General features: G+C 40.5%; 24 protein-coding genes and 1 pseudogene. 14 read left to right on the forward strand and 11 right to left on the reverse strand.

Features of this window, described 5'->3' with window-relative positions; genetic code table 11:
• Positions 1 to 101: 101 nt before the first annotated feature.
• The 3 genes from AAC854_RS06080 to pabB all read right to left on the reverse strand — a co-directional run bounded on the left by AAC854_RS06080 (position 102) and on the right by pabB (position 3,572).
• Positions 102 to 1,466, reverse strand: coding sequence for an L-serine ammonia-lyase (locus AAC854_RS06080; RefSeq protein ID WP_340616329.1), 1,365 nt, complete (start codon positions 1,464 to 1,466; stop codon positions 102 to 104).
• A 169-nt stretch (positions 1,467 to 1,635) separates the two neighbouring features.
• Positions 1,636 to 2,205, reverse strand: coding sequence for a CoA pyrophosphatase (locus tag AAC854_RS06085; protein WP_340616330.1), 570 nt, complete (start codon positions 2,203 to 2,205; stop codon positions 1,636 to 1,638).
• Complete coding sequence (gene pabB, locus AAC854_RS06090) at positions 2,202 to 3,572, reverse strand: aminodeoxychorismate synthase component 1 (RefSeq protein ID WP_340616331.1); 1,371 nt, start codon at positions 3,570 to 3,572, stop codon at positions 2,202 to 2,204. Before pabB ends, AAC854_RS06085 begins: the two co-directional genes overlap by 4 nt.
• A 149-nt stretch (positions 3,573 to 3,721) precedes the next feature.
• Between pabB and AAC854_RS06095 the strand changes: the two genes are divergently transcribed.
• The 3 genes from AAC854_RS06095 to pip all read left to right on the forward strand — a co-directional run bounded on the left by AAC854_RS06095 (position 3,722) and on the right by pip (position 5,414).
• On the forward strand, positions 3,722 to 3,904 hold the full coding sequence (locus AAC854_RS06095; protein WP_340616332.1) for a YoaH family protein: 183 nt from the start codon (positions 3,722 to 3,724) through the stop codon (positions 3,902 to 3,904).
• A 101-nt stretch (positions 3,905 to 4,005) separates the two neighbouring features.
• Positions 4,006 to 4,377 (forward strand): protein YebF, encoded by a 372-nt coding sequence (yebF, locus tag AAC854_RS06100; protein WP_340616333.1) that lies wholly within the window; start codon positions 4,006 to 4,008, stop codon positions 4,375 to 4,377.
• An 83-nt stretch (positions 4,378 to 4,460) separates the two neighbouring features.
• Positions 4,461 to 5,414 (forward strand): prolyl aminopeptidase, encoded by a 954-nt coding sequence (pip, locus tag AAC854_RS06105; RefSeq protein WP_340616334.1) that lies wholly within the window; start codon positions 4,461 to 4,463, stop codon positions 5,412 to 5,414.
• 48 nt (positions 5,415 to 5,462) lie between these two features.
• Here the strand turns inward: pip and AAC854_RS06110 are convergent, their stop codons facing one another.
• Positions 5,463 to 5,693 (reverse strand): DNA polymerase III subunit theta, encoded by a 231-nt coding sequence (locus tag AAC854_RS06110; RefSeq protein WP_047962877.1) that lies wholly within the window; start codon positions 5,691 to 5,693, stop codon positions 5,463 to 5,465.
• A gap of 328 nt (positions 5,694 to 6,021) precedes the next feature.
• Between AAC854_RS06110 and ftnA the strand changes: the two genes are divergently transcribed.
• The 8 genes from ftnA to htpX all read left to right on the forward strand — a co-directional run bounded on the left by ftnA (position 6,022) and on the right by htpX (position 13,688).
• Positions 6,022 to 6,528 carry a non-heme ferritin gene (gene ftnA, locus AAC854_RS06115; RefSeq protein ID WP_273549035.1) on the forward strand — a complete coding sequence of 169 codons (507 nt, stop codon included), beginning with the start codon at positions 6,022 to 6,024 and terminating at the stop codon, positions 6,526 to 6,528.
• A gap of 228 nt (positions 6,529 to 6,756) precedes the next feature.
• Complete coding sequence (gene yobA, locus AAC854_RS06120; RefSeq protein WP_340616335.1) at positions 6,757 to 7,143, forward strand: CopC domain-containing protein YobA; 387 nt, start codon at positions 6,757 to 6,759, stop codon at positions 7,141 to 7,143.
• Entirely contained in the window at positions 7,143 to 8,123 is a 981-nt protein-coding gene (locus AAC854_RS06125; protein ID WP_340616336.1) for a CopD family protein, read from the forward strand. Before yobA ends, AAC854_RS06125 begins: the two co-directional genes overlap by 1 nt.
• Positions 8,124 to 8,268: 145 nt before the next feature.
• Positions 8,269 to 8,622, forward strand: coding sequence for a YebY family protein (locus tag AAC854_RS06130; protein ID WP_340616337.1), 354 nt, complete (start codon positions 8,269 to 8,271; stop codon positions 8,620 to 8,622).
• Positions 8,623 to 9,198: 576 nt separating this feature from the next.
• Positions 9,199 to 9,696 (forward strand): GAF domain-containing protein, encoded by a 498-nt coding sequence (locus AAC854_RS06135; RefSeq protein WP_340616338.1) that lies wholly within the window; start codon positions 9,199 to 9,201, stop codon positions 9,694 to 9,696.
• 95 nt (positions 9,697 to 9,791) lie between these two features.
• Positions 9,792 to 10,502, forward strand: coding sequence for an RNA chaperone ProQ (proQ, locus tag AAC854_RS06140; protein ID WP_340616339.1), 711 nt, complete (start codon positions 9,792 to 9,794; stop codon positions 10,500 to 10,502).
• Positions 10,503 to 10,521: 19 nt separating this feature from the next.
• Positions 10,522 to 12,621 carry a carboxy terminal-processing peptidase gene (gene prc, locus AAC854_RS06145; RefSeq protein WP_340616340.1) on the forward strand — a complete coding sequence of 700 codons (2,100 nt, stop codon included), beginning with the start codon at positions 10,522 to 10,524 and terminating at the stop codon, positions 12,619 to 12,621.
• Between the two features lie 179 nt (positions 12,622 to 12,800).
• Positions 12,801 to 13,688: a protease HtpX gene (gene htpX, locus AAC854_RS06150; protein WP_340616341.1), complete on the forward strand. Its 888-nt coding sequence runs from the start codon at positions 12,801 to 12,803 to the stop codon at positions 13,686 to 13,688.
• A gap of 247 nt (positions 13,689 to 13,935) precedes the next feature.
• Here htpX and AAC854_RS06155 read toward each other — a convergent pair whose 3' ends face one another.
• Together AAC854_RS06155 and AAC854_RS06160 are read right to left on the reverse strand one after the other, a co-directional pair.
• Positions 13,936 to 15,327, reverse strand: a complete 1,392-nt coding sequence (locus tag AAC854_RS06155) for an L-cystine transporter (protein ID WP_340616342.1) — start codon at positions 15,325 to 15,327, stop codon at positions 13,936 to 13,938.
• Between the two features lie 465 nt (positions 15,328 to 15,792).
• Positions 15,793 to 16,392, reverse strand: coding sequence for a metal-dependent hydrolase (locus AAC854_RS06160; RefSeq protein WP_340616343.1), 600 nt, complete (start codon positions 16,390 to 16,392; stop codon positions 15,793 to 15,795).
• Between the two features lie 1,363 nt (positions 16,393 to 17,755).
• Here AAC854_RS06160 and AAC854_RS06165 point away from each other — a divergent pair.
• Positions 17,756 to 18,295: a YniB family protein gene (locus AAC854_RS06165; RefSeq protein WP_340616344.1), complete on the forward strand. Its 540-nt coding sequence runs from the start codon at positions 17,756 to 17,758 to the stop codon at positions 18,293 to 18,295.
• Between the two features lie 80 nt (positions 18,296 to 18,375).
• Here the strand turns inward: AAC854_RS06165 and AAC854_RS06170 are convergent, their stop codons facing one another.
• From AAC854_RS06170 to AAC854_RS06190, 5 genes are all read right to left on the reverse strand, one after another.
• A complete protein-coding gene (locus AAC854_RS06170; protein WP_340616345.1) occupies positions 18,376 to 19,239 on the reverse strand; it encodes a fructosamine kinase family protein in 864 nt (287 codons plus the stop codon).
• A gap of 160 nt (positions 19,240 to 19,399) precedes the next feature.
• On the reverse strand, positions 19,400 to 20,266 hold the full coding sequence (locus AAC854_RS06175) for a metal ABC transporter permease (RefSeq protein ID WP_340616346.1): 867 nt from the start codon (positions 20,264 to 20,266) through the stop codon (positions 19,400 to 19,402).
• Entirely contained in the window at positions 20,263 to 21,138 is an 876-nt protein-coding gene (locus AAC854_RS06180; RefSeq protein ID WP_340616347.1) for a metal ABC transporter permease, read from the reverse strand. Before AAC854_RS06180 ends, AAC854_RS06175 begins: the two co-directional genes overlap by 4 nt.
• Entirely contained in the window at positions 21,135 to 22,046 is a 912-nt protein-coding gene (locus AAC854_RS06185) for a manganese/iron ABC transporter ATP-binding protein (RefSeq protein ID WP_340616348.1), read from the reverse strand. The genes AAC854_RS06180 and AAC854_RS06185 overlap by 4 nt, the downstream gene beginning before the upstream one ends.
• The gene (locus tag AAC854_RS06190) at positions 22,043 to 22,957 is read right to left on the reverse strand and encodes a metal ABC transporter substrate-binding protein (protein ID WP_340616349.1); all 915 of its coding nucleotides are present in this window, start codon (positions 22,955 to 22,957) and stop codon (positions 22,043 to 22,045) included. Before AAC854_RS06190 ends, AAC854_RS06185 begins: the two co-directional genes overlap by 4 nt.
• Before the next feature lie 294 nt (positions 22,958 to 23,251).
• Between AAC854_RS06190 and AAC854_RS06195 the strand changes: the two genes are divergently transcribed.
• Together AAC854_RS06195 and AAC854_RS06200 are read left to right on the forward strand one after the other, a co-directional pair.
• Complete coding sequence (locus tag AAC854_RS06195; protein WP_340616350.1) at positions 23,252 to 23,932, forward strand: transglycosylase SLT domain-containing protein; 681 nt, start codon at positions 23,252 to 23,254, stop codon at positions 23,930 to 23,932.
• 184 nt (positions 23,933 to 24,116) lie between these two features.
• A pseudogene (locus tag AAC854_RS06200) lies at positions 24,117 to 24,260 on the forward strand (DUF3156 family protein); the annotation flags it as partial.
• Between the last annotated feature and the right edge of the window lie 161 nt (positions 24,261 to 24,421).

Genomic DNA, 24,421 nt, shown 5'->3' on the forward strand with positions numbered 1-24,421 from the left:
TCATCCCGCCGTTTCAGTATTCCGGCAGGGCTGAGGTTAATGGATAGTGAAAAACAGATAACAATATCACTTATCCCAGAAGGAATAAGTGATGTCTGATATTAATCACACTGAACTTTTATCGCCAAACCACCACGTGAAGTTTCACGATATTTCGCGTTCATATCTTTACCTGTTTCATACATGGTTTCGATAACCTTATCGAGCGAAACACGGGGTTCGCTGGTACGGCGAAGTGCCATGCGAGAGGCGTTAATCGCTTTGACTGAAGCAATTGCATTACGCTCAATACATGGAACCTGCACTTGTCCTGCAACAGGGTCACAAGTCAGGCCGAGGTTATGTTCCATGCCAATTTCTGCTGCAATGCACACTTGCTCAGGGCTTGCACCCAGTAATTCAGCAAGACCGGCAGCAGCCATTGAACAGGCAACACCGACTTCTCCCTGACAGCCAACTTCAGCGCCAGAAATAGAAGCATTCATTTTATACAAAATGCCGATTGCACCAGAGGCCAGGAAATAACGGGTGTACAGTTCCGGTGTTACTGGTTCAATGCAGTGATTGTAATAGGCCAGGACGGCTGGCACGATACCACATGCGCCATTGGTTGGTGCGGTAACGACACGACCACCCGCAGCATTTTCTTCATTGACGGCCAATGCAAACATGTTGATTAAGTCAACAACATTCATCGGGTCATTGGATAGATTGGTAGATGATGTCAGCATACGGTGCAATGCGGCTGCACGACGAGGAACACGTAATGGGCCGGGTAATACCCCTTCTGTGTTCAGGCCGCGATCGATACAGGCCTGCATGGTTGCCCATATGTCTGCGAAATACTCAGCAATTTCTTCTTTGCTGTGTAAATCTAATTCGTTTTTCATCATCAAGCCAGAAACGGACAAACCTGTTTTGTTGCAGTTCATCAGAAGTTCTGCTGCTGAACTGTACGGGTAAGAAACAGGCTTAGTATCTTGAGATGGCTTGCCGAAATGTTCTTCATCAACAATAAAACCACCACCGATAGAGTAGTAGGTTTTGCTGTAGACTTCTTCATCACCAGCGAATGCATGAATTTGCATGCCGTTTTCGTGCAGTGACAGATTATCGCTACGGAAGTTCATACCGCCATCGCGAGGAAAATCGACTTCATGTAAACCATTTGCCAGTGGCAAACGTTGAGTTTGCTCAACATCACGTATAAAACCCGGAATTGAATCAATATCAACAGTTGCTGGCATATTACCTGCCAATCCCATGATGATAGCGATATCCGTATGGTGACCTTTCCCGGTTAATGAAAGTGAGCCGTATACATCAACAGCTACACGCGTGATAGAGGACATTACCCCCTGGTTTACAAGATCATCGACAAATTGTTTTCCTGCTTTCATAGGACCAACAGTATGAGAGCTGGATGGGCCAATACCCACCTTAAACATGTCGAAAACGCTAATCACGCCAGACTCCTTTAAGAAGAAAGAGATATAGTTATTTATATTAAAGCGCGCTACTTTACTGTTATTTAGTAGTGTTGATAAAGGAGTTTACAGTTTTTTTTTAATTATAATAGCAATTGATATGATTATGGATAAGTAATGCACAATTTTGTGGCATTTTATGTTCAATTCAGAATGTTTTTTGAACTTGTTGTGCAAGCCGATAAATAATGGCAGCGGTTAATCCCCAAATCATTTGCTTTTGGTGCCAATAAAAGTAGACGCGGTGGTGGCGATTGCGACGTTTTATGTCCAGATACCGGTAGTGAGATAGGGAAAGTGCGTCAAACAGCGGAATCTCAAAAATTTTTGCCACCTCTGCCGGATTTGTTTGAAAAGAAACCGGAGTGGAGATTAGCCCAATGACCGGAGTAACACGATAACCTCCGCTGCTGTCCAAAGGGGCCAATTGCCCCAGAATCTGTACCTTATCTTGCGGAAGGTTGACTTCCTCTTCCGCTTCCCGCAAAGCAGTGGCAATAAGTGAATGATCTTCAGGGTCAGCAGCTCCGCCCGGAAAAGCAATTTGTCCCGCATGAGAACGAAGATTCTGGGAGCGTTGAGTCAATAAAAGCGTTGGTTCCGGCTTACATATAATCGGAAGTAATACCGCAGCATTCCGTTGATTCCCCGCTAGATGCGGAGATTGGGAAGGAAGTTGCAATTGAAACCGATGAATGAAGTCAGAAAGCGATGTCATGGTATGTGAAGCTCTCCTAATTGAGGTAAAATTCGCCCGAGTTTATCAAATGTTTCCTGATATTCTTTTTCAGCAATGCTATCTGCGACGATACCACCTCCAGCCCAACAGTAAATTTTTCCTTTTTCTGTCAGTAAGGTTCGGATAGTGATATTGCTGTCCATTGTACCGCAGAAACTAATGTAGCCGACAGCACCGCAATACCCATGCCTACGATGTGGTTCCAGTTCTTCAATGATTTCCATCGCGCGGATTTTGGGCGCTCCGGTAATAGACCCCCCCGGAAAACAGGCACGAAGTAAATCGGTGGCATGATATTCATCAGGCAACATTGCTGTAATGGTACTGACCAGATGGTGTACGGCCGGAAAAGGCTCGACAACAAATAATTCAGGCACTCTGACCGAACCGGGGCGGGCAACCCGTCCAATGTCATTTCTCAATAGGTCTACAATCATCAGGTTTTCAGCGCGATCTTTTCGTGAATTCGCTAATTTTTCAGCCTGCAATTGATCTTCTGCGGGGTCTTGCAATCGTGGCAATGTTCCTTTGATTGGGCGAGTCTGGATTTGCTTATCTTCCAGTAAAATAAAACGTTCAGGTGAAACGCTGATAATGCAGTGTTCAGGTAAACGGATAAAGGCAGAAAAGGGCGCCCGATTACTTTCATTAAGTTGGGTGAATGCCTGCCATTCATCTCCCTGATAATCAGCATGGAAACGTTGTGATAAATTGACCTGATAGCAATCACCCTCCCGCAGGTAACGATGGATATGGGCGATTTTTTCGTGGTATTGCTGTTCTGTCATATTGGCGTGCCAATGACTTGTCAGGGAGAAAGGATTGTTCTTTTTTTCCCTTTGTGATTCTAACCATGCCAAACGTTTATCGATATCGTGATAACTCAGTAAAGTCGCTTTTTGTTGCTGGTGGTCGATAATTAATGCCCAATCATAGATGCCAATAGCCATATCAGGAAAATCCAGTTCATTGGCAGCGATGGTCGGCAATTTTTCAATCCGTCGTCCAAGATCGTATCCCCAGAGTCCTAATGCTCCTCCCTGAAAAGGTAAGTCAGGATCACATTGAGGGGGAATATGACAGGCCTGGAGGGATTTTTTTAATAAAAAGAAAGGATCTTCCTGAGAAAAAGACGTTTCGCCATCATGATTGATTTCTGTAGATTCTCCATGAGTAACAAATGTTGTCACTGGCTCGGCGACTAAAATATCAAATCTATTATGTGGATGTTCGGCGGCTCCTGAATGTAACAACATTGCCCAGGGAGATGCAGAAACAGGTGCAAAATAGTGGGTAGCAAGATTGGGAGAATAAGGTAATTGTCGTTTTTGTAGTGCAATCTTCATGATGGAATCAGTGTTGGCGGTTGGTAATTCACGATAAATAACATATTAACCCGCGGAGATTATCACAGAATCTCACTCCTGACTTGAGATAAAAAAGATTATAATCTTCGTTTGCCACTAATTGTTATGTCAGGTTTGAGGTTATAACTATGTTTTCAGGTATGCCAGCATTATCTCACGAAGAACAGCAAGTTGCTGTAGAAAGGATCCATCAGCTCATTTCAGAAGGAATGGGAAGTGGAGAAGCCATTGCCATCGTTGCTCAGGAATTGCGTGAAAAACATCAGGGTAACGAGCAGATTCATGTTTTGTTTGAGGATGACGAAAAATAGTTGCAACGCATTTTTAACAAAAATCACATAATTACTTTCTACTACATGTTAATTTATCGCAACTTTTAATCCATATTATTTGGATGGTAATAGGAGGTAATATGAAGGCAAGTCAGTTTATTCAGCGAATTGGGTTATTGAGTGTGGGGGTGCTGCTTTCTGTTTCATTTACTGCGACAGCCGCTGAAAATGATCGTGTAGCGAAGTTTATTTCTTGTAAAAATTTAACTAAAGATCAAGTTGCAGCGCAGGTTAAGCAAGATTTTTTACAAAACCGCATTAATCGCTGGAGTGAAGATAAAAAGCAATTAGGAACGTCAAAACCGATTGCATGGGTAAATGTCAACGATATTACTGGTGATGAAAACGCATTGCAGGTTCCACTTATTGTCCGTGGTTCAAAAATGGATAAAAGTTACAATGTCACAATTGATTGCCAAAAAGAAACTATCAATTATAGTGAAGTAAAGTAAGTAAATAGTTTGTCATGCTATCTTTGAGTATGGACGGGATACCGAGAGAGTATCCCGTTTTGTTTGAACAGAGAGAGGGCTTTATGACGGAACAACGGAAATTCTATCCCGCTTATGATGCGTATCAAACAGGGTATTTAGATACCGGGGATGGGCACCAGATTTATTGGGAGTTGTGTGGTAATCCGAAAGGTAAGCCTGCGGTATTTATTCATGGCGGCCCTGGAGGCGGTATTGCAAGCTATCATCGTCAGTTATTCGATCCTGAGCGTTATCATATTATGCTGTTTGATCAGCGTGGTTGTGGCCGTTCCAAACCTCATGCCAGCCTGGAGAATAATACAACGTGGCATTTGATTGATGATATTGAACGCTTGCGTAATTTGATGGGTGTTGAGAAGTGGTTGGTTTTTGGTGGTTCGTGGGGCTCAACGTTGTCTTTGGCCTATGCTGAAAAACACCCGGGTCATGTATCTGAATTGATATTAAGGGGAATTTTCCTGCTTCGTCCCCAAGAATTGAGTTGGTATTATCAGGAAGGTGCTTCTCGTTTTTTCCCTGAAAAATGGGAACGTATGTTATCTATCTTATCTGAAGAAGAGTGTGGAGATGTGATCGCAGCTTATCACAAACGGCTGACGGGCGCTGATCTGCAAGTGCAGTTGGAAGCGGCGCGTTTATGGAGTCTTTGGGAAGGAGAAACCGTGACGTTGTTGCCTTCCGAACATTCAGATTCATTTGCGGAAGATGAATTTGCTCTGGCATTTGCACGCATTGAAAATCATTACTTCATCAATAACGGCTTTATGGATGAAACCCAGCAGCTATTGGATCATATTGATGCGATCAGACATATTCCAGCCGTCATTATACATGGACGCTATGATATGGCATGTCAGGTTCAGAATGCATGGGATCTGGCAACAGCATGGCCAGAAGCAGAACTGTGTATTGTGGAAGGTGCTGGTCACTCTTTTGATGAGCCCGGTATTTTGCACCAATTAATCAAGGCAACTGATAGATTTGTCGGAAAATAGCCGAGATAACCACCCATTCAGCGGTGGTTACCTTTTTTGCCGTCTCTGTTAACGACTTTTGGGTTCGTAAGGCAAGCGTGACAGAAACCTTGATTGCTGGCGGTAGTGATGCAAACGCTGCTGGAAATATTCTCGTAGATGGGATGGCTGTGATTGCTCGACAGTATCGGGAATGACAGGCATGTTATAGCGCTCTTTAAAAGCAACACCGGATGCTGCTAAATCAACATTGACTTTATCCATCTCGTCTTTAGATAATCTGGCTAAGTTGTACTCCATTATGGCCTCTCTGAAAATTTATCTCTTAGGAAGAAAATTAATCGACTCTTTTGGGTTTATCAAGTGGTTTAAAGGGTTCAAAAAAACATCAAATAAATATAAATAATACCAATTCTCATTCTTATTAAAGTTTTTATTTTAAATGAAAGAATTAAATTAAATAAAATTGATTCTTATTTTCTTATATTTAATGAGATTTATTCTTGTTATTTATTTAAAATAAAACATTTATTATCAATAGGTTATATATTTTTATTTTATTTTTGTTTTATGTGTTTTTAATTGGCATAATACGCCCAGTTTAATAAATCATTAGAAGGATTGGCTGATGTTAAAACAAGAAATGATCAAGAAATTAAATGAGCAGTTAAATCTGGAGTTTTACTCTGCGAATTTATATCTGCAAATGAGTGCATGGTGCAGCGACAAAGGATATGAAGGTGCAGCCGCATTTCTGAAAGCGCATTCACAAGAAGAAATGCAGCATATGCAGCGTTTGTTTGATTATTTAGGTGACACTGGTTCAATGCCTGTGCTGGGTGCTATTCAGGCTCCTCCGGTTGAGTTTGATTCTATCTCTGATGTCTTCAATCAGACTTATGAGCATGAAAAATTAATTACAGAAGAGATCAACAAACTTGCCCATGTCGCGATGATGACACAAGATTATTCTACTTTTAACTTCTTGCAGTGGTATGTTGCTGAACAACATGAAGAAGAAAAATTGTTCAAATCCATTCTGGGTAAACTGGATATGGTGGGTGAAAGTGGCAAGTCACTGTTCTTGCTGGATAAGGATCTGAAAGGTCTGTCTATGGCACCAAACCACGCTTAAGAGAGCGCCAAATAAATTCGCCTGAACCGCTTTTTTCACCGTAGTTCCCGCCTTTTCGTTTATTTTTAAGGCAGGAATTACGGTTTTTTTCGTTTTTACCCTCATTTTTGCGTAGTGCTTCACAGGTCAGGACATTACCCTTCGAATATCGCAGATTAAACCGATCTTTTAATATAGAATCTTTGTCTTAGTATGAAAAATTCACCTGTATATTAAAGGGTTATCTATATGTCTACTTTTAGTATCCGTTCATCTTGGGCTAAGTTATCTGCTCTTGTTGTTCTTTTTGTCGGCATGTCTTGCCAACAGGCTTTAGCGCATGCGCATTTGAAAGATCAAATCCCGGCAGAAAACACGACAGTTGAAGCTGCTCCGCAAACCATTACTTTGAGTTTTTCAGAGCGTATTGAACTTGGATTCAGTAAAGTAAAATTGACTGGCCCGGAAAAAACAGCGATCAAAACTGGTAAGTTGGAACTTGATCCAGAAACTAAAACCAAACTTATCCTGCCGGTTGAAGGTAAACTCGCTGCGGGAGAATATAGTGTCGACTGGAGTGTACTTTCTGTCGATGGTCATAAAACAAAAGGCGCTTATAACTTTACCGTAAGATAATGATCTCTCTAGAGGCACTATACGTATTCTGCCGTTTTTCTCATTTTGTCGTCGTCATGTTGATGTTTGGTTTGAGTTTATTCACTGTGATGCTGACTTCTGGTCATTTTTCGAGGCTGATGGGAGAACGGTTAAGGGTTGGAATTCTAATCAGCACAGTGCTGGCTTTAATAACCTCCTTAGTCTGGTTTGTTGCTCAGGCCGGGTTAATGGGGGATGGCTGGCAAGATATCTATGTCCCGGATATTTGGCTGGCTGTATTAGGGACCTCTTTTGGGCAAGTGTGGCAATGGCAGTTATTGGTTGCAATATTTGCTGTTGGTGGGTTGTTCCTTTCCAATGCCAAGGTCAGAAACCTTCTATTGCTCAGTTGTGCAGTTATCTTATTATCCAGTCACGCTTTCATTGGTCATGCCGCTATGTATGAAGGAAGCATAGGGTTATTACTGCAAGCCAATCAGGTTGTTCATTTGCTGAGTGCGGGTTACTGGTTTGGGGGATTATGGCCATTCTTGCTGTGCCTGCAATTTTTGCGTTTGAAGAAAGCACCGGAAGCAAATTTATATCGTGATAGTACATGCTTAATTAATGGCACACATGCAGGGGATATAGACAGTAGTAAAAATATTGCTGCTGGTTTATATGCAGAAAGTATGGCAGCAATGAGAAAATTTTCCCTCTATGGGCATTTTGCCGTTTTTCTGGTGATTGTAACGGGAATTGTGAGTAGTGTGATTTTAATTCCGGGTTGGCCTGTTTTTAATCGCGTTATTTCTGAATACCAATCCATGTTATGGCTGAAAATTGTTTTGGTCACTGGCATGGTGCTTTTGGCGTTAATCAACCGTTATATTTTAGTTCCCAAATTGAAGCGGAAAGGTTGTTATCAACTGTTGATCATCAATATCTGGCTGGAGCTTATCCTGGGTACATCTGCATTATTATGTGTGGCAATTTTTGCAACGCAGCCTCCGGCATGATTCTTGAGTGATTGGTAAAATTCCGGGTACATTAACAGAAAAATTAACGATAAAATCAGATCATGTATCTATAACCTAATGGATTTCAAAATGCCGCCAACAAAGCTGCAACTTGAAAGACAACGGGTATATCAGGGGAATGATAATGAAACGAATATATTTGGCTTTGCCTTTTTTGCTTCTCTCTTTTCAGGGAGTAAGTTCGCCAATACAAACCATCAGCAAGCTACAGTTTGGTAAGCAATGGGCATTTACCCGCGAAGAGGTGATGCTTGATTGTCGCTCAGATGGGGCGCTATTTGTGATAAATCCTAGTACACTAATGCAGTATCCGTTGAATGACCTGGCAACAAAATTGATGAAATCTAATAAAGTTATTGCAACATCATTAGATACAATCCTCTTAGATAATCCAGAAAGTCCCAATCAAAAAATGAGCGTAGAGCCATTCCAGAAAGCGGCATCGGCTTTATGTGATCATTCAAATGATAAAAAGTAAAAATTGATTAATATTTATAATGTTAATGGTTTTTCGAATACCTAATAAGGGGTAAAATTTGGTAAATCATGCCATGTCAACTACGCTTTAGAGGGTAAGTTGTTCTACGTCTCAATGGCAACTTTTGCGCAAGGCTCTTTGACAGAGCCATTTTCCCTGGGCCGAGTATAGGAGTGAACTCGGCCTTTTTTTTGTCTATTATAAGGAGCGGGTGTTTTGACTCTCTTTTCAATAAATTACCTCATTTTGCTATATATATAATAAGCAGGAGAGAAGAAAACAATCGTTCAGGATCTTGATTTGGTGTTTTATAATAATATGAACAAGCACACGATTCTGGCTGCAAATTGGAGTGATTTTTAATATAAGCTGTGATACCTACCTGAGTTTTACCAGTAAATACTGGTAAAAAGAATTAAAGAAAATTTAAATTCAGAAAGACAGTTTATATTTTGGGGAAATTGATATTTTGGTGGTACATTTTTCTCAGAAATAGTCTGCTGAACTAGGATGAAAATTTTCATGTAAAATTTTTGTTTTTATTTTGTTAAAATCTTATCTGCTTTATAGGGCATTATGAATAAGAACGAATTTTATAGAGAGCTAACAGACAGCTTGATGGCACTGCTGTCAGGTGAATATGATTTTATAGCTTCTCTTGCCAACACGAGTGCATTGTTATATGAACGTTTGGATAATGTTAATTGGGTTGGCTTTTATTTAGTGGATGATGATACCCTAGTATTAGGGCCATTTCAGGGTAAGAACGCTTGTGTTCGCATTCCCGTAGGAAAAGGTGTATGCGGAACGGCTGTTGCGAATAAATGTATACAGCGTATTTCTGATGTGCACGATTTCCCCGGTCATATAGCCTGTGATGCCGCTAGTAATGCTGAAATTGTTCTTCCTTTGGAAATCAATGGACAAGTTATTGGGGTTTTGGATATCGATAGCACGGTTTTTGATCGGTTTGACGAGAATGATGAAAATGGCTTGGAAGCGCTGGTGATCAGGCTTTGTAAACATTTGGGACAATGTGTTGTGTCAAAATATCTACAACAGAACGTAACTTAACATACGTATGACGTGGCATTTATCAGTAACGCTATTATAATGTCGCCTGTTCATGCCTGCGCTGGTTGGCAAAACCGTTGTAATCAGGAAATTTCATGGAAAATCAACCTAAGTTGAACAGTAGTAAAGAAGTTATTGCTTTCTTGGCTGAGCGTTTCCCGCTCTGTTTCGTAGCAGAAGGTGAAGCACGTCCTTTGAAGATCGGGATCTTTCAGGATATCGTTGAGCGTATTCAGAGTGAAGAGTGTTTAAGTAAAACACAGCTCCGTTCTGCTTTGCGTTTGTATACTTCCAGTTGGCGCTATCTTTATGGCGTTAAAGAGGGAGCTCAACGTGTTGACCTTGATGGGAATGTATGTGGTGAGTTGGAAGCCGAACATATTGAACATGCTCGTCAGCAATTGGCAGAAGCAAAAGCGCGTGTACAGGCTCAACGAGCTGAACAGCGTGCCAAGAAACGTGAAACTGAAAACGTATCTGAAAAGAAGAGTGAACGCCCTGTAAGTAAAAAGCCGGCTCCCCGTCGTCAAAAAACATCAGGTGATGGTGAAAAACGTCCATCTCGTTCGCAAAACCGTCTGCAACAATCGCGTAAACCTGCAGATAAAACCACAAAGAAAACTGTACAATCTGAGTTAACTTCAGTCACAGACGTATCTTCTTTGAAAGTCGGTCAGACAATCAAAGTAAACGTAGGAAAAAGCTTAATGGATGCTTCTGTGCTTGAAATTGCAAAAGATGGTGTAAGAGTGCAGTTACCTACTGGTTTGGCAATGATAGTACGCGCAGAACACTTAAAGTTCTGATACGGAGGCCAACTTGGGCATGAACAAACTCATTACTTTGGCTTTCGTTTTAGGTCTATCATTTTCTAGTACGGGATATTCAGATACCACTAATGGCAATAATATCGCCAGTAGTGGCAATGTCGCTAGCGGCAGTACCATTAATAATCACAATGTCGCTGTTATCAGTCTGAGCCAGTTGCCAGATTTAAAACCGGAGCCACAACATTTTACTGTAAGTAAGCGAATTGTTTCACGCTTGCTTCGTTCTCATTATCGCCAATTTTATTTAGATGCTGATTTTTCAGGGAAAATATTTGATCGTTATCTGAACCAGCTAGATTATGGGCACAATGTTTTTCTGGCATCGGATATTGCACAGTTTGCGGCTCAAAAGGGCATGTTAGGAAAAGATCTTGAAAGTGGCGATCTGAAGCTGCCCTATACCCTGTTTAATTTAATGCAAAAGCGTCGTTTTGAACGTTATCAATATGTGCTCTCTCGTTTGGAGCAGCCCGTTGATTTAGAAGGGCGTGATACGATTGATACAAAACGTACTAAAGCGCCTTGGCCGACGAGCGTTGAGGAACTGGATAAGCTTTGGGATGCCAAGATTAAATTTGATTGGATAAATCTCAAATTATCAGGCAAAAATGATAAAGAAATCAAAGAAACACTGATTAAACGTTATCGGATGTTGATGAAGCACCTCACACAGACTAAAAGTGAGGATGTTTTTCAAAGTATCATGATGTCTTTTACCCGTGAAATAGACCCTCATACCAGTTATCTCTCACCTCAAGATACAGAGCAATTTAACTCAGAGATGAGCCTTTCTCTTGAAGGTATTGGTGCTGTTTTACAATATGAGGATGAATATATCTCTATCCGTTCATTACTTGCAGGTGGCCCGGCGGCTAAAAGTAATTTACTGAAAGTTGGGGATAAAATTATTGGTGTCGGGCAAGTTGGCAAGCCTATTGTGGATGTTGTCGGATGGCGTTTAGAAGACGTTGTTACCCTGATCAAAGGGCCGAAAGGCAGTAAAGTCCGCCTTGAAATTATCCCAAGTACGAAAGGGGCAAAAAATCATATTGTCACCTTAACTCGTGAAAATATCCGCCTTGAAGATAATGCAGTCAAGATGTCGGTGAAGACTGTCGGCAAGGAAAAAGTGGGGGTTCTTGATATACCGAGCTTCTATGTTGGCTTGACTAACGATGTCAAAGTTCAGTTGCAAAAACTGACTAAGCAAGGTGTTTCCGCGATTGTAATTGATTTGCGTAGCAATGGTGGCGGTGCATTAACGGAAGCCGTTTCTCTATCTGGTTTGTTTATTACTACTGGTCCCATTGTTCAGATTCGAGACAATATTGGTAAAGTTAAAGAAGAATCGGATACGGATGAAGCAATATATTACAAAGGCCCTCTGGTTGTTTTAGTTGATAATAGAAGTGCTTCGGCGTCTGAAATCTTTGCTGCGGCTATGCAGGATTATGGGCGTGGGCTAATTCTGGGCGAGCCTACTTTTGGTAAAGGTACAGTTCAGATGCACCGTCTTCTGCACCGGATTTATGATCAAATGCTAGAGCCTGATTGGCCGAAAATCGGCTCTGTGCAATATACCATTCAGAAGTTTTACCGAGTAAATGGCGGCAGCACTCAGCTGAAAGGTGTAACGCCTGATATAGTTATGCTTACGGGTGAAGATCCTAATGAAATAGGTGAAAGCCAGGAAGATAATGCGCTACCTTGGGACAGTATCCAACCTGCGGATTATACTTCTTCGAAAGTGATTTCAGAATTGGCGGGGCTATTAACCAAACTGCATAACAATCGCGTTGCTAATGATCCTGAGTTTAAATATATCAAAGAGGATATTGCTTATTATAAGACCATGAAGGAGCGTAATGGTGTTTACTCTCTAAACTATATCCAAAGAGAGAAAGAGAATAAGCAATATGAAACAACCAAGTTGAATCGTCTTAATGAGCGTTTTAAACGTGAAGGGAAAAAACAGCTCAAGTCACTTGATGATTTACCAAAAGATTATAAAGGGCCTGATCCATATTTAGATGAATCGGTAAAAATTGCGTTAGATTTAGCGCATCAGCCTGCTGAAATGGCTATAACGAAGTAGCTATAGAATTCGTTATTGATGCAAGGCCGGCTATCAAGCCGGCTTTTTTTATTATATTGTAAAGTTATGTTGATTCTATCGCTTAACATCTTAAAAAACTTGAATAATATGGGTTCAGCCCCCATCTTATGGCCTAACTTTTAGTTGAATTGTTCGATAATTAAAGGAAGCAAATTTATATGATGAGAATAGCCTTGTTCCTTCTCACTAACCTTGCTGTCATGGTAGTGTTTGGAATAATACTTTCACTTACAGGAGTTCAGCAAAGTAGTGTTGCTGGCCTCATGATTATGGCTGGTTTGTTTGGTTTTGGTGGTGCTTTCATTTCTTTATTAATGTCGAAATGGATGGCTCTGCGTTCTGTTGGTGGTCAAGTTATTGAAAAACCTTCCAACGAAACTGAAGCCTGGTTGATGGAAACTGTACGTCGTCAATCGGATCAGGTTGGAATTACCATGCCACAAGTCGCTATCTATGATGCTCTTGATATTAACGCATTTGCGACAGGGGCACGCCGTAATGCTTCTCTGGTTGCTGTTAGTACCGGGCTGCTGAACAATATGAGCCGTGATGAAGCAGAAGCTGTCATTGCACATGAAATCAGTCATATCGCAAATGGTGATATGATAACGATGACGTTGCTACAGGGGATTGTAAATACATTTGTTATTTTCATCTCACGCATCATTGCACAGGCTGCTGCAAGTTTCCTTTCAAGCAGTGATGATGAAGGTGAAGAAAGTAACAGTAACGGTAACCCAATTGTTTATATGGTTATTTCCATGGTGTTGGAGATCGTATTTGGTATTTTGGCAAGTATTATTACCATGTGGTTCTCCCGTTACCGTGAATTCCATGCGGATGCAGGATCAGCAAAATTGGTTGGTCGTGAAAAGATGATTGCTGCGTTGCAACGTCTTAAGACCAGCTATGAACCTCAAGAAGAAGGTCGCATGATGGCATTCTGTATTAATGGCAAATCTAAGAGTTTCAGTGAACTATTCTTATCGCATCCACCTTTGGATAAGCGCATTGAAGCTCTGCGTAGTGGTGAGTATATAAAATAATGCCATAGGCTTCCTGATAAGAAGCTTGAATAAGCATTTAAATTATTTCTGATAAAAAGCCGGGCGTCATAGTGATCCCCGGCTTTTTTGATCGCGTTTTTGAACATATTGCAAAATTTATTTGATTCTCAGGGAGAGGGGATTTTCATTATGAATGTAGCTGAGAGAAAGGAAGTAGGGCAGGAATCTTATAAAAAAGCCTCCCTTGACTGTGAGTTCAAAGGAGGCCAAGTGTTATTTAAGCGATTTAAGATTTGCTTAATACCACGTTTTCATCTTGTTCAAATATCTTTTTATCAGTCTGTCCCATTAATTGGCTGGTGATTGTACCTGCGGCCATTGCACCATTAACATTTAACGCAGTACGGCCCATATCAATAAGAGGTTCAACAGAAATCAACAGAGCTACCAAGGTAACAGGCAAGCCCATGGCAGGTAAAACAATTAGCGCTGCAAATGTTGCCCCACCACCAACGCCAGCAACACCAGCGGAGCTGATAGTCACAATGCCAACAAGAGTTGCAATCCACAAAGGATCAAACGGATCAATCCCTACGGTTGGAGCAACCATGACAGCAAGCATGGCTGGGTAAATACCCGCACAACCATTTTGGCCGATGGTGGCACCAAAAGACGCAGAAAAACTGGCAATAGACTCGGGCACACCGAGGCGGCGAGTTTGTGTTTCAACATTCATAGGAATACTTGCCGCACTTGAACGGCTGGTAAATGCAAATGTCAGTACGGGACCTGCTTTTTTAAAGAATTTCAGAGGATTAATACCAATAAGTGCCAGAAGTCCGCCATGAACGACAAACATCAAACCAAGGGCAATATAGGAAGCAACGACAAAATTACCTAATTGCGTAATATCTTGAATATTAGAGCTGGCTACAACTTTAGTCATCAAAGCCATTACACCATATGGAGTTAGGCTCATAACTAATCTAACCAGTTTCATTGCCCATGACTGCATTGTATCAATGGCAACGAGAGCTCGTTCACCGCGCTCACGATCATCTTTGAGCATTTGTAATGCAGCAATGCCTAAAAATGCCGCAAAAATCACAACACTGATAATAGAAGTAGGATTTGCTCCCGTTAGATCAGCAAAGGGATTTTTAGGAATAAAAGAGAGAATAATCTGGGGTACACTCATATCAGAAACTTTACCGATATAGTTGGTTTCAATGGCTGATAAACGAGCTGTTTCTTGAGTGCCTTGAATTAGGCCGGTTGCACTCAGTCCAAATAAATTGGCAATTACGATGCCGATTAAGGCGGAAATTGCGGTAGTGAACAACAACGTACCAATAGTCAGGAAACTGATTTTTCCTAAAGAAGATGCTTTGTGCAAACGCGCAACAGTGCTCAGGATAGAGGCGAAAACCAATGGCATGATAACCATTTGTAATAACTGCACATAGCCATTACCAACGATATTGAACCATTTAATTGATTCTTTCACTGTAGGGTTGTTTGTGCCATAAATGATGTTCAATGCCAGCCCAAAAAAGACACCTACGGCTAAAGCCATAAGAACCTTTTTGGACAAACTCCAGTTATTTGAGCCCGCTTTTGCTAATAAAATAAGTAGCGCTACAAAAACGAGTATGTTGATAATGAGCGGTAAATTCATCCCTAGTCTCCAAAACTTTTATACCCTTATATCTGCAAATTGCTGTGTTGCAACTTGCAAGCTATTGGGTATAACGATATTTATATGGTTTTTCTGTATGATATGTAACCGTGTTATGTGGTAATCGATAACCTTTTTATTTTTTCAACAGTCGCTTTTGCGGCTTGAAATTTGTCGGATACATGCCATGAAGTGTATAAGAGAATGGTATCAGCATAAGAACCGTGTTTCTTATAATTAAATGGAATTTAATATAATTATTTTTCACTAACTAGCTTAATTAGTTATATATCCTAATCTATTACTGTTTTATTTCCTGCGGATTTGACAGACAAAAGGTATATTTAACTGGGTTATAAGTGCTGTTCAAAAAAGAATAAGAATGGATATAAAAGAAATTTTTATATTTTAGGGCACCCCACTTTTTCAAGTGGGGTCTGATTTAGTGAAAATACAATCAATTGGTTACTTATAGAGATTCTGTAATTTATCAATTTGTAACTTATCTAGCTGTAATTTATCCAACTGAAATTTTTCTAAATAGCCAACAAATGAAGATTCAATATGTTGAGGAAGAATAATGGCAATTACTACCAGCAACACAGCGATGAAGCGTTCAGTTTTCTTGCGTTGCTTATCCTTACCTCTAACAATAGGAATACAAAAACGTATTCTTAATGGCCATAAAAGTGGAATACCGGCAGGAGTCAGCATATCAGCAATCAAATGGCTGATATAACCCACAACCATAGCATGGACAAAATCAGTTGGAATAGGCCAATCAGAAGGTATTTCAGTCTGAAATAAAGTAATACCTGCAATGAGAGCTACTAAACTGTGTGTAAACCCACGATGCCCGCATAAGCGCGCAATTGGAATGGATATAAAACGGAATAATCTACCTAAAGTTGAACTTGGGTGATCAATATCAGGTAGTAATGAAGCCAGAAGTGCGCCAGGAAGCATATGTAGCCAATCTCCCTGTGCTATTTCTGGTGTAATTTCTAGCTGGTGAGCCAATACAAGGCTGGCAACGGAAAAAAGAAGATGTCCTTCTGCTGTCATAACGATTTATACTAATTATTTATGCTGATTGCTGTGTATACGTACAGTTGGCAGTATAGAGGGTTTTGCATAAGGATGATAGGGGGTAAATAAGAAAAATCTTTATTTATCTGGAGCGTCTTAGTGGATAAGAAGTAGGGGATTATGTGCTGGCTTCGTGCCGTAGCTCAACCAACTACATTCTGATTGCCACCTCAGAGCAAATGATACTGGGGTGGCAGGAGTACATCAGAATTGAGTGTCAGTGAGCCATGAGAGGACGGCAGGAATGTTACCGTCCTACTCGGTTTATTAGTCTGTTCAATTCTGTTAATTTGTCGGTGGGGAAAAAGGGAATGGAGGAATAAAGGGTTGTGGGGGCATCACGCAGTATTCCCCTGTAGGTGTTGTAAAGCATATAGGACCACTCGATAACTCGCTGGGGGTGTTAGCATAAGTTAGCACTGGAGCTAAAATGGCCGAACCCGCCAACAGGCAAAGAAGAAGACATTTTTTCATTTTACTCTCCGCTTATAACGTTATTATCAAAAGATTGATAAGTCTAATAACCTTATCTCCCCCAACAATACGCGAATAATGCTTAACAATTCGTCAACTCCTGTAACTAAAGTAAATATTTCTGTGTCCATTCCCTGAATGGCTACAGGAATAACACTTGCTGCTGCCCTGCTCCTGCCGCGTACCCAACGCACACGGGCTGATAGCTAGATTATTCACAGGGTGGCTTATGCAGAGTTTTTAGCTATCCATGTGCTTTAAAAAGTCGGGTTTATATAAATCTAACCAGTTGAATATGCTAAATGAGGCAAAGAAGCTGACAGTGACATGAGCGCAAAGTAGACTAAAACTCCAATAAGGTTAATGAATAAAGGGAGTTTTGATTGTGCTGAAGGGGGATGTTTTTGACTGATTACCCTGAAAGTTTAAGGGTAAATTTCTACCCTATAGTGACGGCGGTTTCTTTCCTATCTAACGAGCACAAAATCCATTGCTATGTGCTGTATAGAGCACTTTTTTCGTTTGTACATCTATGTGTATTTATGGTTTTTATAAGTAGTCTTTATATAATTTATTGTTTTTAAATGAATAATTTAATTTTGATACCACTCATATCAAAATGGCTGTATCTATAGATAAACAAAATGACATCTCATATTTCTCGCAGTAATGATAATAATTGATACAATTTGATTGTAGCAACCTCTGTGATTTAAATCCCGTTATAGATTGATAACAAAGAAAAAAATAGTTTTCTGGTAAAAGCAAGAGTATTAATCTGCAAATAGGATTAAAGTTGGTTCCTTATGAGCGATCAGCTATCATTGAATAAAAATAAAATAATTTATGCTAATGAGGAATGTCAATGACTTATCAACAAGCTGGATATGTTGCTATTGCTAAACGGATCTTAGGTTGGATTATTTTTGTACCAGCTTTTTTATCAACTTTAGTTTCTGTGATTAATCTGGCGTGGCAGCATAGTTCCAAAGGTGAGGGTATTAGTGCGGTATTGAATGATTTTCTTAAGATGATGGCAGACATGATTAAATTTAATACATCATTTTTGGATTTCTTTTGGAAGCACTCTCCAACTCCTGATCGCATAGCTGGAATTACAGGAGAAAATATCAGTTTTTTCATTATTTATATTTTAATGTTTGTTGGTTTAGCGATGAGTGCATCTGGTTTGAGAATGTATCGTCAATTTAAATTCATCAAGGAACATATTGAAGATCAAATGGTTCTGGAACAGGCTAAGGAAAGCGGAATAACTAAGGAAGAGTTGGAAGCTAAAATTAAATTTCCCCGTCATTCTCTATTCAGTCAGATCTTTACCCTTTATATATCTCCAATTATTATTGGTGCGATAGCTTATTTCTTATCTAAATTATTGGGTTGGTAATGCGAAAGTGCATCTTTAATATATAAATTTTTCTCTTGATTTTTATTTTCAAATGTGAGGCCGATAAGATTTTCTCATCATTATTCAGATAAGAGTTTATCTACCATATTTTGCACAATCATGAAGTTATCACCTCCGAAAAGGTTGCATCTGTTCAGTAAATAGTAGAGTTGATAAATGGGCTGACGTTCAATGAAGTCTTGTGGCAATGGCCAGATACTTTGGTAACCATCAAAAATTTGTAAGGGAAGGTCTGGGTAAAATGGCAGCATCGCTAAGTCACATTCACGATCTCCCCAATAACAGGCAGGATCAAATATTACAGCACAATCATCATTCAGCGATGCACAGTTTGTAGGCCATAAATCACCATGAAGGAGGGAAGGCTGAGGGTGATGGGAGTGTAATTTGTCACTGATTATTTGGACAATGAGGTTGATATCGCCAAATACCATTCCTTGATCAGCCGCAAGTTGCAATTGCCATCCTATACGTTTCTCCGCATAAAATTGATTCCAGCGTTTTTGCCACCCATTAGGCTGTATGGTGGTTGAAAGCATGTTATCAAAATCAAAACCAAATTTAGGCTGTTCGCTCCACTGATGTAGCTTTGCAAGATGTTGACCAAAACAATACGCGCTATGGGCATTAAACGGCTTTATAGGCAAATATTCCAGTAAAAGGAAGCTATAGTTGCGATCATGCCCTACACCATAAACTTCGGGAACGCGGGTTGTTTTGCTGCGGGCCAGTAATTCCAATTGCTCTGCTTCAGCTTTAAAAACTGGCAGCATTTCTTTCACGTTGGATTTGACAAAAACATGCTGTTGACCATATTTAATGCACCAAGAACGGTGAATGTCGCCTCCTGCTAATTCCGTTTTATCGTGAATTTCAGTGCCATCAAAATGCTCACTTAATAGACGGTTCACGGTTTGCCACATGATTCACCTCATTAAGTTGACAATTGCTAGACTCATATTACAGATAGATGCAACATTTGAACAGGTTAAAAAGGACTTTAATAGCAATTAATAAGGCCATATCTCAAATTGGATATGGCGCTCTGGATTGTTAATTGGATTTTTTGGGGGCTGGTAATGTTTAAGAAGGTATATTTTCTGAGAGTTCCCTGTTCACTTTTTTGCGGGCCAATTTTATTTGGTTATAAATAAGAGCGATAGTGAAGAAAATGGCTTGAATGATTACGATGCAAGGCCCTGTTTCACCATCAATATGGAAGCTGATGATGGTACCGAGCACGCAGGATGATACGGAAGCAAGCATTGCAACAATCAACATGTGATCAAAACTCCGGCAAAGAATAAAAGCAATAATACCTGGTGAGATCAGCATGGCTATAACTAGAATAATGCCAACGGCTTGCAAGGATGCGACGATTGTTAGAGCTAACAGAGATAATAAGCCGTAATGAAGAAGTTTCACTGGAAGGCCAACAACTCGAGCCTGATTGGGATCGAAGCAGTAGAGCATGAAATCTTTTCGCTTCAACAAAACAATAGCCAGCGTGACTCCGGCAATACACAGTGTTTGAATCAATTCATGTTGGGTAATGCCGAGTATGCTACCAAATAAAATATGTGTCAGGTGTTGATCCGTATCTATACGAGTGAATAAAATTAAGCCAAACGCGAACATACCAGAGAAGACAATTCCCATAACAGTATCTTCTTTGATTCTGCTGTGTTCTTTCAGATATCCGGTGGCAAACGCACAAAATATACCTGAAAGGAAAGCACCTACTGCAAGTGGGATACCTGCTGCAAAGGCCAATACGATACCGGGCAGCACGGCATGAGAAATCGCATCACCCATCAAAGACCAGCCTTTTAAGACCAGATAACAAGAAAGTACAGCACAAACCGTACCCACTATGATGGCAGCAAAGATAGCCCGCTGCATGAATTCATGTGTGAAGGGTTCAGTCATTAATTCAATAAATGTATTCATGGGCGTCTTTCCTGAGTCAACGCCAGAGATTCCTTTCTCGCTCGTTTGCGGGAAGCCAGCATGCCATGTTTAGGGGCAAAGAAGAACGCTAACAGGAAAACCACTGTTTGTAGGGTGACAATGACACCGCCAGTTGCGCCATTAAGAAAATAGCTTAAATATGCACCGATGCCACTTGTGAGTGAACCGATGGAAACAGCAATGATCAGCAGGTTTTTAAACTTATCGGTCAGTAAATAGGCGGTTGCGCCGGGGGTAACGACCATTGCGATAACCAGGATGGCACCTACCGTCTGTAATGCGGCAACCGTACAGGCACTTAATAAAGTGAAGAAAATGATTTTTAACCGTAATGGTGATAACCCGATAGAACGTGCGTGAGTTTCATCGAAGAAAACAACCAATAAATCTTTCCAAAGCAACATCAGGATAATAAAGGAAACGGCGGTAATGATTTCAACTTGCAAAACATCTTCGTCAGCAATGCCTAAAACATTACCCAGAATAATGGTTTGTACGTTCACGGATGTAGGGTTCAGGGAGACGATCAGTAATCCGGCAGCAAAAAAGGTGGAGAATATAAAGCCGATTACTGCATCTTCACGCAATCGAGTGATATGACGCACCAATGTCATTGATAGTGCCGCAAGCATCCCCGTAAAAAAGGCGCCTCCCGCATAAGGTAAGCCAAGAGCATACGCACCTGCTACTCCGGGTACAACAGAGTGGGAGAGTGCGTCTCCCATCAGTGACCAACCTTTCAGCATCAGATAAGCTGATAAAAAAGCACAAACAGCACCGACGATGGCACTTACCCACATGGCCTTTACCATGTAGTTGTAATTGAATGGCTGTAAAAGCAATTCCATCATGGCTGGTTTTCCTTTTGTTTTGAGCTTTGCCGCGGTGGGATATGGTGGTCATGTCCATAGAAGACAGCGGCACGTTCATCATCAGTAATGACAGTCAATGAACGAGGGTCATCATCTTCGTGCAGTTCAGAACCGGAAAGATTAATATGGCGCAAGACACCGCCAAAAGTGATTTCCAGATTTTTTTGGGTAAAAGTAGTTTCAGTACGACCGCTAGCCAACACAGTGCGATTGATCAAAATAACCCGATCACAAAATTCAGGAACACTGCCGAGGTTGTGCGTCGATACCAAGACTAAATGCCCTTCATCCCGTAATTCACGGAGTAAATTAACGATGGCAGTTTCTGTTTTCACATCTACACCGGTAAAAGGTTCATCCAGTAGCAGGACTTTTCCTTCTTGAGCGAGCGCGCGGGCTAAAAATGCGCGTTTTTTCTGGCCCCCTGAAAGCTCACCAATTTGGCGGTCACGTAGTTCTTTTAATCCAACACGCTCAAGAGCTTCATTTACGACCTGATGATCTCGTTTACTGGGGCGGCGTAAGAATCCCATTTTTCCGTAACGGCCCATCATCACGACATCTGAAACTAAAACCGGGAAGTTCCAATCTACATCTTCAGTTTGTGGAACATAGGCGATGATATTTTGCTTTAATGCAGTTTTTATAGATTGTGCATTGAGAGTCACTTTTCCTTGAGAAGGTGTAACTAGTCCCATAATTGTTTTAAATAGTGTGGATTTTCCACTGCCATTCATACCGACCAGCGCACAAATCGTGCCGCCGGTAATATCAAAACTGGCATCATAAATAGCGGTGTGTCCATTGTTGTAAGTGACAGTCGCGTTATCAACGATCAAGTGGGGTTGCTCAAATAATGGCTGGTGGCTTAACGATGAGCGATTCATTGATTAAATCCTTTCGCAATGGTGTCTACGGTGGTATTGAGCAGATCAATATAAGTAGGCACTGGCCCCTTTTGGTTAGAAAGAGAATCAACATAGAGGATACTGCCGTAACGGGCTCCTGTTTCTTTACTGACTTGCTTTGCCGGTTTATCTGAAACAGTACTTTCGCTGAAAACAACAGGGATCTTGTTAGCCCTTACTGTATCGATGACACGACGAACCTGCTGGGGGGAGCCTTGTTCTTCAGCGTTAATTGGCCATAAATACACTTCCTTGAAACCATAATCTTGTGTGAGGTAGCTAAAAGCACCTTCACTGGTGACTAACCAACGTTGTTCTTCAGGAATACGTGAGAGGCGTTCTCTGAGCGGAGCATCTAATTGGGCTATTTTTGCTGCATAAGCTTTGGCATTGCGATTATAAATTTCCGCATTTTCCGGATCGTGTTTAGCAAAGGCATTGCGAATATTTTCGATATATATCAATGCATTTGTAGGTGACATCCAAGCGTGGGGATTGGGATTTTTATTGTAAGGCCCTTCGCGAATAGGCAAAGGAGTAATCCCGTCGGTAATGACAGCAGTAGGTATATCTTTCATATTTTCAAAGAAGCGTTCGAACCAACGTTCTAAGTTTAAGCCATTCCAAAGAATGAGGTCTGCACGCTGTGCTTTGATAATATCTTTAGGTGTTGGTTGGTAATCGTGGATTTCTGCGCCGGGTTTTGTGATGGATTCAACAATAGCAGCATCACCAGCGATATTTTGTGCCATATCTTGAATGATAGTGAATGTCGTAACGACTCTGAACGTCTTATCTGCATGAGCGTGTTGGCTGAATAAAACCATTGTTAAGAGCGCAATGATTAGGTTAAATATCGGTACAGCAGAGAGAGAACGTTTTTTATTCATTATGGCAGACCCTATTTGTTATACATATTATCTTTGATAATGATTATCAATATCACTTGTGTGAAGTCAAGGTGATATCAGCAAAATTGATAATAGATTTGTTAGATACACCTTTATTCTTCGTTGATTGGTATGACAGTAGTGAACCACATGCGAACAAAAAAACAGCACATTGTCCAGAATTACCCAAGAACAATGGATTAACTTATTTTGATAAGCAATGGAAAAATATTTTTGGCTTACCGATAAAATTATATATCCTTTATGGGATTAATTTTATTTAGGGGAAACTGTGTGAAATTAAGACTTCGTTATATTGTGTTGGCACTGTTACTGACGGGATGTGCAGGCCAAAAAGGGCATCAGTCAGACATCAACAGACAACCAACAGCAAAACGTATGCTGGATGGTAATAGAGCTATTTTCAGTTCTCCTAAATTAACCAATCGATCTGAACCCACTCCGTTTGATGCCTTCATTGAGCAAGCTGCAAAACGTTATGGTGTTGATGAAACCCTTATTAAAGCGATTATTCAAGTGGAGTCGGGGTTTCGTCCAGAAGTTGTCAGTAAATCGAATGCTGTTGGGTTAATGCAAATTAAAGCAACGACGGCCGGGAGAGATGCCTACAGAATGAAAGGAAAATCAGGGCAGCCGACAGTGCGTGAATTGAAAGATCCTGAAACGAACATTGACCTTGGCACTGCTTATATCAGTATTTTGAAAAAACAGCATCTGGACGGTATTTCGAATCCAGAAACGCTGTATTATGCAACAATAGTCGCTTATGTGAATGGTGCAGGGGCATTGTTGCGTACATTTGATTCAAACCGAACTGTGGCAATTAATAAGATCAATCGAATGACGCCTGATCAATTTTATCAATATGTTCAAAATAATCATCCTGCACCACAGGCTCCGCGTTATTTGTGGAAAGTAAAAAATGCTTATCGTGGTTTAGTAATGACGCAATAACCGCAATTAATAAATTATTCTTACTTGTTTTTTTAAGGCGTTTTGACGCATTTCCAATTCTTTTCATTGCCAACAAGCTCACTTCCCTAGTTTTTTATTAAGTTAGTGAGTCTGCCAATTTTAATCATAAAAAACTTTTTCTTTGTGAATAAAAATCAGAGAGGGGAAATAGCGTTGCGAAGTTGAACATTTTGCTGTTTCTGAAATGGTCAGCTGGTTCCCGATGATTCGTCGTTATCTGCGTTTAACATCAGAACAGCGTTATCGCTTACTGAGTGTATTACATTTGATAAATCAATTAATGCAGAAACAGATAGATGGAGATTGAGGGAGGGTGAGTTTTTTGATAATAATTATTATTATCAAAAAAATATAATATTAACGCGATGCTCGACTTTTATGATGAGTTGAAATGACATAGCCGCTCCTTTATAACTTTAAGTCGTCAAAAATAGAGAAATAAAGGAACAAAAGGCTATGTCACAGCAA

The sequence above is a fragment of the Xenorhabdus entomophaga genome (genome assembly GCF_037996725.1).
Taxonomy (GTDB): Bacteria; Pseudomonadota; Gammaproteobacteria; order Enterobacterales; family Enterobacteriaceae; genus Xenorhabdus; species Xenorhabdus khoisanae.

What these genes read in the sequence shown, in the direction of transcription:
- AAC854_RS06085 (WP_340616330.1), bottom strand. Translation starts at nt 2,205, where the DNA reads ATGACATCGCTTTCTGACTTCATTCATCGGTTTCAATTGCAACTTCCT.
- pabB (WP_340616331.1), bottom strand. Translation starts at nt 3,572, where the DNA reads ATGAAGATTGCACTACAAAAACGACAATTACCTTATTCTCCCAATCTT.
- AAC854_RS06095 (WP_340616332.1), top strand. Translation starts at nt 3,722, where the DNA reads ATGTTTTCAGGTATGCCAGCATTATCTCACGAAGAACAGCAAGTTGCT.
- yebF (WP_340616333.1), top strand. Translation starts at nt 4,006, where the DNA reads ATGAAGGCAAGTCAGTTTATTCAGCGAATTGGGTTATTGAGTGTGGGG.
- pip (WP_340616334.1), top strand. Translation starts at nt 4,461, where the DNA reads ATGACGGAACAACGGAAATTCTATCCCGCTTATGATGCGTATCAAACA.
- AAC854_RS06110 (WP_047962877.1), bottom strand. Translation starts at nt 5,693, where the DNA reads ATGGAGTACAACTTAGCCAGATTATCTAAAGACGAGATGGATAAAGTC.
- ftnA (WP_273549035.1), top strand. Translation starts at nt 6,022, where the DNA reads ATGTTAAAACAAGAAATGATCAAGAAATTAAATGAGCAGTTAAATCTG.
- yobA (WP_340616335.1), top strand. Translation starts at nt 6,757, where the DNA reads ATGTCTACTTTTAGTATCCGTTCATCTTGGGCTAAGTTATCTGCTCTT.
- AAC854_RS06125 (WP_340616336.1), top strand. Translation starts at nt 7,143, where the DNA reads ATGATCTCTCTAGAGGCACTATACGTATTCTGCCGTTTTTCTCATTTT.
- AAC854_RS06130 (WP_340616337.1), top strand. Translation starts at nt 8,269, where the DNA reads ATGAAACGAATATATTTGGCTTTGCCTTTTTTGCTTCTCTCTTTTCAG.
- AAC854_RS06135 (WP_340616338.1), top strand. Translation starts at nt 9,199, where the DNA reads ATGAATAAGAACGAATTTTATAGAGAGCTAACAGACAGCTTGATGGCA.
- proQ (WP_340616339.1), top strand. Translation starts at nt 9,792, where the DNA reads ATGGAAAATCAACCTAAGTTGAACAGTAGTAAAGAAGTTATTGCTTTC.
- prc (WP_340616340.1), top strand. Translation starts at nt 10,522, where the DNA reads ATGAACAAACTCATTACTTTGGCTTTCGTTTTAGGTCTATCATTTTCT.
- htpX (WP_340616341.1), top strand. Translation starts at nt 12,801, where the DNA reads ATGATGAGAATAGCCTTGTTCCTTCTCACTAACCTTGCTGTCATGGTA.
- AAC854_RS06155 (WP_340616342.1), bottom strand. Translation starts at nt 15,327, where the DNA reads ATGAATTTACCGCTCATTATCAACATACTCGTTTTTGTAGCGCTACTT.
- AAC854_RS06160 (WP_340616343.1), bottom strand. Translation starts at nt 16,392, where the DNA reads ATGACAGCAGAAGGACATCTTCTTTTTTCCGTTGCCAGCCTTGTATTG.
- AAC854_RS06165 (WP_340616344.1), top strand. Translation starts at nt 17,756, where the DNA reads ATGACTTATCAACAAGCTGGATATGTTGCTATTGCTAAACGGATCTTA.
- AAC854_RS06170 (WP_340616345.1), bottom strand. Translation starts at nt 19,239, where the DNA reads ATGTGGCAAACCGTGAACCGTCTATTAAGTGAGCATTTTGATGGCACT.
- AAC854_RS06175 (WP_340616346.1), bottom strand. Translation starts at nt 20,266, where the DNA reads ATGAATACATTTATTGAATTAATGACTGAACCCTTCACACATGAATTC.
- AAC854_RS06180 (WP_340616347.1), bottom strand. Translation starts at nt 21,138, where the DNA reads ATGATGGAATTGCTTTTACAGCCATTCAATTACAACTACATGGTAAAG.
- AAC854_RS06185 (WP_340616348.1), bottom strand. Translation starts at nt 22,046, where the DNA reads ATGAATCGCTCATCGTTAAGCCACCAGCCATTATTTGAGCAACCCCAC.
- AAC854_RS06190 (WP_340616349.1), bottom strand. Translation starts at nt 22,957, where the DNA reads ATGAATAAAAAACGTTCTCTCTCTGCTGTACCGATATTTAACCTAATC.